Source organism: Streptomyces albidochromogenes, assembly GCF_005981925.1.
GTDB lineage: Bacteria > Actinomycetota > Actinomycetes > Streptomycetales > Streptomycetaceae > Streptomyces > Streptomyces albidochromogenes.
In genome coordinates, this window is the sequence record NZ_VBVX01000304.1 from 1 (window position 1) to 7,467 (window position 7,467).

A 7,467-nucleotide genomic window follows, 5' to 3' on the forward strand; every position below is an offset into this window, starting at 1 on the left:
GGTGCGAGGCGTAGGTGAAGCTGCCGGGCGCGTGCCGCTTCTCCCACACGCCGCCGGGCAGGTGCCGGACCAGGTTCGGCAGGCGGCCGGCGGCGGCGAGTTCGGCGGCGACGTCGTGGCGCAGCGTGTCCAGGGTGACCAGCAGCAGGTCGTGGCTGCCGACGATCTCGTTCATGTCAGGCGATCGCATGGTGGTTCCTTGTCGTGCGCGCACCGGCGCGCTGTACGGCGGCGACCTGCGCCGCATAGGTGTCGAGGCCCTCGGCGCCGCTTCCGGGCAGACCGGTGAGGCGCGGCAGCAGATCGCCGAAGGCGTTGACCTCGCAGACGGCGAAGCGCCGCCAGCCGACGGCGGGGAGCAGGTCGACGCCCACGCACAGGGTGCGCGGGAAGCAGGCGCCCGCCCGCTCGCACACCTCCAGTGCCTCCTCCCAGCTGCCCCCCGCCGCCCGGACGGCGGCGCGCGCCTGGTCGAGATCGCCGCGGGAGCCGCCGAGGTGGAGGTTGGTCATGGGGGAGCGGCTGGTGCGGACGACGGCGTGCGTCGCCCGGCCGCCGATCACGACCACGCGCAGGTCGGCGGCCCGGCCGCCCTGCGCCGCCTTGGGCAGCCAGCGCTCGACGTGCAGTCCGTCCGGTGCGAGCGCGTCCACGATCGCCGCGACCTCGGCCTCGGTCGTGCAGCGGCGTACCCGCAGGGAGTTGAAGAGCCTGCCGCCGGCGTCGCGCTCCACCGAGGTGGTGGCCCGCACACGGCCCGGGCCCGCCGCTTCGACGGCCAGCACACCGGAGGCCGACGAACCGTGCGCGAGCTTGACGAAGGCACGCGGCATCCGGTGCGTACGCAGCAACTCCCGTACGTCCGCCCAGCCGCGCACGGGGGCCGCCCCGGGCCCGGAGGTCGGTGACGGCGGCACCGGGACGCCCGCGTCGCGCAGGACGGCATGGCACAGCCGCTTGTCGAACAGCACCGCCAGCTCGTCGGGGTCGTCGAGCAGGACGCAGCCCGCGGCCGCCCGCCCCACCTCCCGTGCGGCCGCCGTGAACCGCTCGTACCAGAGCGCCGAGCCCTCCACCCGGGTGCCGTCGCCGGTCCCGCGCAGCAGCCGCTCGACGTCGGGGTCCTCGCCGGGCGAGTCGACGCGTACGGTCTCGCCCGGACGGAACGGGGCGGCCCGGCCCCGCAGCACGTCCAGCCAGGGCACGACCCGCGCGGCGGGGAGCCCGGCGGCGGTCACGGCGGCCCGGAAGAGCGCCACACGGCGGTTGGCGGGGTTGCCGACTACCACGAAGCGCGCGGCCGGTCCGTCCGTTCTACTCGTCGACGGCGACATAGCGGGTCTCGTCGTACTCGGGGTCCCAGTCGTCGGGGCCGTCGAGGTTCAGCCGCACACCGTGCGGTTCGAGCGCCGCGCGCAGGCGCTGCCGCACGGGCTCGGTGAGGTAGTGGTGGTGCAGGTCGAGCGAGCTGAGGTGGGTGAGCGGCTGGCCGTCGAGCAGGGCGTGGGCGCCCGTGTCGCTGAGCGTGCCCATGGCGAGGGACAGCGAGTCCAGTTGCGCGACGACGGGAGCGGAGGCCACCGCTGCCGCGATCTCGTCCTGGATCTCGCTGTTCTGCACGCCCAGGTGGCGCAGCCGGGGCGCAGCGGCGCCCGACAGCAGGGGTGCGAGGTCGGCGACCGTGGCGTCACCCCCGTAGTGCGTGACACCCAGCCACAGCTCCAGCCGCTCCAGGGCGGGCAGTCGGGAGGCCCCCACGGCGCGGACGACGGAGCCCGGCAGACCGCCCGACTCGAAGCGCAGTGCCTTCAGCGCGTCGTGGCGAAACGGCCGCAGGGCCAGCCGGTCCGTTTCGCTGATCGATTCGCCGCACCCGCGCACGACCAGCTCCTCGAGCCCCGGGAACGCTTCGGCGCACGGCGTGACGTCGGTCATCTGCAGCCAGGACAGCTCGCACTCCTCGCTGACGACGTCGGCCAGGAAGAGCGCGCGCAGGGCCGGGAAGCGGTCCGCGTCCGCGAGAATCCGGTCCAGGACGGGGCGCAGCGGCTCGTACTCGTCGCGCCACCAGGGGCCGAGCAGGAGCGCCCGGACCCGCGTGGAGTCGACGGAGTCGAGGAAGCGGGGCCACAGATCGGCGAACGGATTGTCCTCGTTCCACAGGCAGTCGAGGCGCCAGGCCACGGAGTCCGCAGCGGGCAGGGGCGTGGCGTGCTGGTCGCCGGGTTCGGGCAGGGTGAAGACGGGCAGCCCGTGGAAGGTCTCGGGGTGTTCGATGCCGGTCATGGCCGGGTCACTCCGCCACGGCGGTGTAGCGGCCCTCGGCGCCGCGGTTGTCCCACGGCTCCAGGCGGTCCGACACGTCGACGGCGACGCCGTAGGGCTCCAGGGCGTCGGCCACCCGGCGCTCCATCTCCTCGGAGAGGAAGTGGTGGTGCAGGTCGAGGTGTTCGAGGTGGGTGAGCGGCTGTCCTTCGAGCAGCGCCGCGGCGCCCTCGTCGCCGAGCGTGCCGTTCGACAGGTCGAGCGTGTCCAGCCGGGCGACGACGGGAGCGGACGCGACGGCCGCGGCGATCTCGTTCTGGATCTCGCTGTTGCGCAGGCCGAGGTGGCGCAGACCGGGGAAACGCGTCCCGGACAGGAGCGGGGCGAGGTCGGCGATCTCGGTGTCGCCGCCGTACTCGGAGACGCCGAGCCACAGGTCGAGGTGGTCCAGGGACGGGAGTTCGCTGTCGGTGACACCGCGCACGACCTCCGCCGGCAGACCGCCGGACTCCAGCACGAGCGAACGCAGCCGCTCGTGCCGCACCGGCGGGAAACGCAGGCCCTGGCCACCGCGCACGCCGAATTCGAGCAGCCGGGGAAAGGCGTCGAGCAGCCCCGTGACGTCGGACTGCTCGATCCAGGAGATCTCGGCCTCCTCCTGGGTGATGTCGCCGACGAAGAGGGCCTCCAGGGAGGTCAGTCTGCCGGCCGCGGCGAGGACCAGGCCGATGGGGTAGGCGGAGTCGGCTTCGTACGACTCGCCCCACTGGCCGATGATCAGCGCGCGCACCCGCGCGGGATCGACGGCATCCAGGAACGCGTCGAAGCGCTCCTCCCACGTGCCGTCCTCGTCGTCGAACGGGTCCACGGAGACGCGCCACGCCGCGGCGTCCGCGGCAGGCAGCGCCGAGGCCGGGTCGTCGGGACGGAAATCGACGGCCGGGAGGCCGAGCAGTTCCTGCAGATGATCCACACCGGACATGGCCCTGGTCTCCTGACATGGTGCGTGCGACTGACGTGCGAAAGGTTTATCAAGCGGCACTGACAATCCCGCGAGCGGGTTCCTCAGCGCAGGTCAGACCCCGTTGTCAGACCCTGCCCGTAGCGTTTTCACCGGTGTCGCACAGAGGGTGCGGACCGGGGAGGGGAGACAGCCATGTACCGGCAAGGGGACGTGCTCATCGTGCCGTTGGACGAGTCGGCGGTGCCCGGGCACCTGGCGGACGCCCCGGGCGAACGGCGTGACGCGCGGGGCCGGCTGGTGCTGGCGCTCGGCGAGGTGACGGGGCACGCGCACGCGGTGCAGGGCCCCGGCAGGCTGCTGCGGGAGGCGGGCCCGTTCGACCCGATGCTGCTTCACCTGCCCGAGGGCGGACGGGTGGTGCACGAGGAGCACGCGGTGATCCCGCTGCCCAAGGGCTGGTACCGGGTGGTGCGCCAGCGCGAGTACGTACCGGGCGCGGTCCGCGTCGTCGCCGACTGACCGGCCGGCGCGGAGCACACGGGCGAGGCACACGGACCCACGGCTGTTCGGCCGGGGTTCGGGACCAGGGATCAGGATCAGAGGGCAGGGATTTCGATGCAGCAGGTGAACACATGGCGGGCCGTCGCGGCGGCGACCGGCGCGGCGGACCGCGCGGCCGCGGAGGAGGGGGTGCGGCGCGCCTACCGCACGGCGGGGCTCGCGGAGCCGGAGCGGATCGTGTGGGCCGACTCGCCCAGGGCGGCGGTGGAGACCGTGGAAGAACTGTCCGGCGCGGGACGGTCGGTGCGCGACGAGGTACGGACCGGTCCGTGGGCCGAGGAACGGCGGCGGCTCCACGACGAACTGGGCCCGGCCGGGTGGGCGCGGCTGTGGTCCGACACCGGCGCCCAGTTGTGGGACACCACCCGTGAACTGGCCGGGCGGATACGGGCGGGCGTCGTCACCGCCCTCATGGAGCGGCCGGAGGACGAGGCCGACGTACGGCTGGTCCTGCTCGACGCCGTGCTCGGCCAGCACGACGCCGCCTGGCTCGCCGCGTTCGACGGTCGGGGGGAGCGGCTCGAAGGGCTGGCGCAGGTCGCGAGGAACGCCGGTTGGTGGTGGCCCTACGAGAACGCCGTGGTGATCTGCGAGCGGCCGGTGGAACTCCACCGCGACGAAGCCGGACGGCTCGACCGGGGCGACGGCCCGGCCCTCGCCTTCCCCGACGGGTTCGCGCTGCACGCCTGGCGCGGGATGCCCGTGCCCGCCGCGTTCCTCGACGAACTGTCGTCGCTGACGCCGGAGCGCATCCGCGCCGAGGAGAACGCGGAACTGCGCCGCGTCATGCTGGAGTACTACGGCTACGACCGCTACCTCGACGAGTCCGGCGCGCAGCCGGTGCACCGTGACGAGTCCGGCGTCCTGTGGCGCATAGCCCTGGCGGGCGACGAGGACGTGGTGATGGTCGAGGTGGTCAACTCCACCCCGGAGCCGGACGGCACGTACCGGACGTACTGGCTGCGCGTCCCGCCGGCGACGAGGACGGCCAAGGAAGGCGTGGCCTGGACCTTCGGACTGGAGCAGGAGGGTTACGCACCGGTGCGGCAGACCTGACGAAGTCCCCTTCCGGCGCCGGGCGAAGGGGAAACGCCCCCGGGGCGCTAGGAGGAGAGGAGATCGCTCGGGCCGATCAGGTCCGTGTTGCCCTCCGTCGTGCACGCGTGAGCACCCGCGAGGGAGCCGAGGCGGGCGCACTCCTCCAGCCCCCGGCCGGTCAGACGCCCGTACAGGAACCCGCTGACGTACGCGTCACCGGCGCCGTTGGAGTCGACCACGGGGCCGGGCGGCACGGCCGCCGGGACGGGGCGTGGGGTGCGACTGCCGTCCCGTGTCAGCAGGTACGAGCCGCCCGCGCCCGCCGTGGCCACCACGGCCTCGGCGCGGCCCTCGCGCAGGATGTCACGCATCACGGCGGCGATCCGCTCACCGGCGCCGGCCGCGCTGAGGAACACCAGATCGGCACGGAGCGCGAACTCCCGGTGGTGGTCGGCGAGTCCGTCCCAGTCGTGGAGGTCGGTCGAGACCGGTACCCGGAGCTCCTCGATGTCGTCGAGCAGATGACGCGCGAAGTCCATGATGGACAGGTGGACATGGCCCGCCCGCCGCAGGTGGGGCAGGTAGAACTCGCGGGGCATCCGCAGATCCCCGGGCTCGCGCGCGTCGTAGAACGACATCCGGTGTCCCGTCGCCGTGTCGACGAGGTTCACCGCGCGGCGGGTTCCCGCCGGTGAGATCAGCGGCTCGAAGTCGACACCGCCCTTGGCGAGCCGCTCCCTCACCTGCCCGCCGATCCAGTCATCGCCGATGAAGTCCAGGAATTTCACGTCGAGTCCGAGGGCCCGGCAGCCCAGCGCGACATTGCCGCCCGTGTGTCCCGGCCACTCGCGGATGGGCGGAACACCGAACGAGTCGGCGACGGGCACGGGCAGCGAGTCGACGCGCACCACGGTGTCCACCCCGCTGCCGCCGATGACCAGGACGTCGTACACCGCGTGCTCAGACCGCTGTTCAGACACCGCAACCCCTTCCGGCTCCGCTGGAGCACAGTATGGCTGGTACGGAGAGGTGACAGGGCTGGAGTGGCGCGGCCCGTCCGGCGGCCCGCGGTGCTGGGATGGGACCACATCCCCCGGGAAGGACCATTTCCATGTCCGTACGTACGGCCCTCACCGCCGCCGCGCTCACCGGCGGCCTGCTCGTCGGCGCCGCCGCCCCCGTCTTCGGCGCCGCCCCCGCGGCAACCGCGTCCCTGTCCGCCCCGTCGGCGGCGCCGGCTTCCCCGCACACCGTCGCCGCCCGCGCCCGCGACCGCGAGGCCACCACCGTCTCCGTGAGCGGCGAGGGCAGAGCCACGGCCGCCCCCGACATGGCGGTCCTCGCCGTGGCCGTCGAGGCCACGGAACCCACCGCCAAGCGGGCGCTCGCCGCACAGACCGTGGCCGCCGAAGCGGTGCTGGCCGCCGTACGTAGGCAGGGGATCGCCGACCGCGACGTACAGACGGAGAGCCTTTCCCTGAACCCCGTCTACCAGCACACCGACCGGGCCGCCTCCAAGCTGACCGGCTACCAGGCGGGCCAGGCCTTCTCCATCAGGATCCGCGACCTCGCCAGGACCGGTGCGGTCGTCGAAGCCGTGACGGCGGCGGCGGGCGACGCGGTGCGGATCAACGGCGTCACCTTCGACGTGGCCGACCCGTCCGCCCTGCGCGCGCGGGCCCGCGAAGCGGCCCACGCCGACGCGCGGACGAAGGCCGAACAGTACGCGCGGCTCAGCGGCCGGGGCCTGGGCCGGCTCGTGTCGGTCACCGAGACGGGCAGCGGTACGCACCGGCCCGTCGAGGTGCCCGGCGCCGCGTTCGAGGCGGGGAAGGTGCCGGTCGCGCCCGGCGAGATCCGCGACGAGGTCGCCGTCACCGCGGTGTACGAGCTGTACTGACCGCGCCGGACGCGCACGTCCGAGTCGCGTTCGTCGCGGTGACGGACCGCCACGCGGACGTGTGAGACGCACGGGATAACGTGCGGCGCATGGGCGATGCGTACGTATGGGTGGCCGATGTGGACGCCCGGCCGGAGGAAGCGGCGATGCTCGCCGGCCGGGTCATGGACTGGCTGGAGGAGCGCGGAGTCGTCCGGGGCGAGCTGACGAACTGCCTGCTCGGGGACGAGCTCGGCAGGGCGCCGGGTCCGCACGCGGCCCGCGTCGTCACGGGAGGCGAGGCGCCGCCCGGCACCGGTGCGTGCGGCGTCGGCATGGAGATCGAGCGACGCGTGTACACGGGCGCGGACGTCTGGACGGCCACCTGCCCGGTCTGCGGCGCCAGGACCGAGCCGGCCGACAGCGGTCCGGACATGTGGACCCGGGAGTGGGCCCCGCTGGTCGACGACCTGTACGCCTGGTTCGGCGGTACGGGGCCGGCCGCCGGGGCCTGTGTGCGCTGCGGCGAGCGGTCCGGCTTTCCCGCCTGGGCAATCGATCCGCCGGTCGCCGTGGCGCACCTGGGACTGGTGCTGTGGAACTGGCCGCGGCCGGCGAAACGGTTCCTGGCGGAACTCTCGGTGGTGCTGGGCGGCCACCGCCTGGTGACCGCCAGAACCACGGTCTGACGCGCGGCGACGCAGACCCGCACCGCGCCGCGCCCCGGGTGTGCCCACGCCGCCCCGGACCGGCCCCGGGC

The 7,467-nt window shown here is 73.8% G+C and carries 8 protein-coding genes and 1 pseudogene; 4 read left to right on the plus strand and 5 right to left on the minus strand.

From position 1 onward, the window contains the following. The 4 genes and pseudogenes from E2E34_RS28070 to E2E34_RS28085 all read right to left on the minus strand — a co-directional run. A pseudogene (locus E2E34_RS28070) lies at window positions 1-175 on the minus strand (STM4013/SEN3800 family hydrolase); the annotation flags it as partial. Window position 176: 1 nt separating this feature from the next. Further along, window positions 177-1,334, minus strand: a complete 1,158-nt coding sequence (locus E2E34_RS28075) for an STM4014 family protein (protein WP_138904694.1) — start codon at window positions 1,332-1,334, stop codon at window positions 177-179. Continuing rightward, the gene (locus E2E34_RS28080) at window positions 1,315-2,286 is read right to left on the minus strand and encodes an STM4015 family protein (protein ID WP_138904695.1); all 972 of its coding nucleotides are present in this window, start codon (window positions 2,284-2,286) and stop codon (window positions 1,315-1,317) included. Before E2E34_RS28080 ends, E2E34_RS28075 begins: the two co-directional genes overlap by 20 nt. Window positions 2,287-2,293: 7 nt before the next feature. Beyond that, complete coding sequence (locus E2E34_RS28085) at window positions 2,294-3,247, minus strand: STM4015 family protein (RefSeq protein ID WP_138904696.1); 954 nt, start codon at window positions 3,245-3,247, stop codon at window positions 2,294-2,296. Between the two features lie 174 nt (window positions 3,248-3,421). On the opposite strand from E2E34_RS28085, the gene E2E34_RS28090 reads away from it, so the two are divergent. Beyond that, window positions 3,422-3,748: a DUF8820 family protein gene (locus E2E34_RS28090; RefSeq protein WP_138904697.1), complete on the plus strand. Its 327-nt coding sequence runs from the start codon at window positions 3,422-3,424 to the stop codon at window positions 3,746-3,748. Between the two features lie 96 nt (window positions 3,749-3,844). Then, window positions 3,845-4,846: a DUF6745 domain-containing protein gene (locus E2E34_RS28095; protein WP_138904698.1), complete on the plus strand. Its 1,002-nt coding sequence runs from the start codon at window positions 3,845-3,847 to the stop codon at window positions 4,844-4,846. Window positions 4,847-4,893: 47 nt separating this feature from the next. Here the strand turns inward: E2E34_RS28095 and E2E34_RS28100 are convergent, their stop codons facing one another. Then, a complete protein-coding gene (locus E2E34_RS28100) occupies window positions 4,894-5,808 on the minus strand; it encodes a carbohydrate kinase family protein (protein WP_244316187.1) in 915 nt (304 codons plus the stop codon). Window positions 5,809-5,939: 131 nt separating this feature from the next. On the opposite strand from E2E34_RS28100, the gene E2E34_RS28105 reads away from it, so the two are divergent. Continuing rightward, window positions 5,940-6,728: an SIMPL domain-containing protein gene (locus tag E2E34_RS28105; protein WP_138904699.1), complete on the plus strand. Its 789-nt coding sequence runs from the start codon at window positions 5,940-5,942 to the stop codon at window positions 6,726-6,728. A gap of 89 nt (window positions 6,729-6,817) precedes the next feature. After that, a complete protein-coding gene (locus E2E34_RS28110) occupies window positions 6,818-7,396 on the plus strand; it encodes a hypothetical protein (protein WP_138904700.1) in 579 nt (192 codons plus the stop codon). Window positions 7,397-7,467: the final 71 nt, after the last annotated feature.

Coding starts and splice junctions, on each gene's coding strand:
- E2E34_RS28075 (WP_138904694.1), bottom strand. CDS start 1,334: ATGTCGCCGTCGACGAGTAGAACGGACGGACCGGCCGCGCGCTTCGTG.
- E2E34_RS28080 (WP_138904695.1), bottom strand. CDS start 2,286: ATGACCGGCATCGAACACCCCGAGACCTTCCACGGGCTGCCCGTCTTC.
- E2E34_RS28085 (WP_138904696.1), bottom strand. CDS start 3,247: ATGTCCGGTGTGGATCATCTGCAGGAACTGCTCGGCCTCCCGGCCGTC.
- E2E34_RS28090 (WP_138904697.1), top strand. CDS start 3,422: ATGTACCGGCAAGGGGACGTGCTCATCGTGCCGTTGGACGAGTCGGCG.
- E2E34_RS28095 (WP_138904698.1), top strand. CDS start 3,845: ATGCAGCAGGTGAACACATGGCGGGCCGTCGCGGCGGCGACCGGCGCG.
- E2E34_RS28105 (WP_138904699.1), top strand. CDS start 5,940: ATGTCCGTACGTACGGCCCTCACCGCCGCCGCGCTCACCGGCGGCCTG.
- E2E34_RS28110 (WP_138904700.1), top strand. CDS start 6,818: ATGGGCGATGCGTACGTATGGGTGGCCGATGTGGACGCCCGGCCGGAG.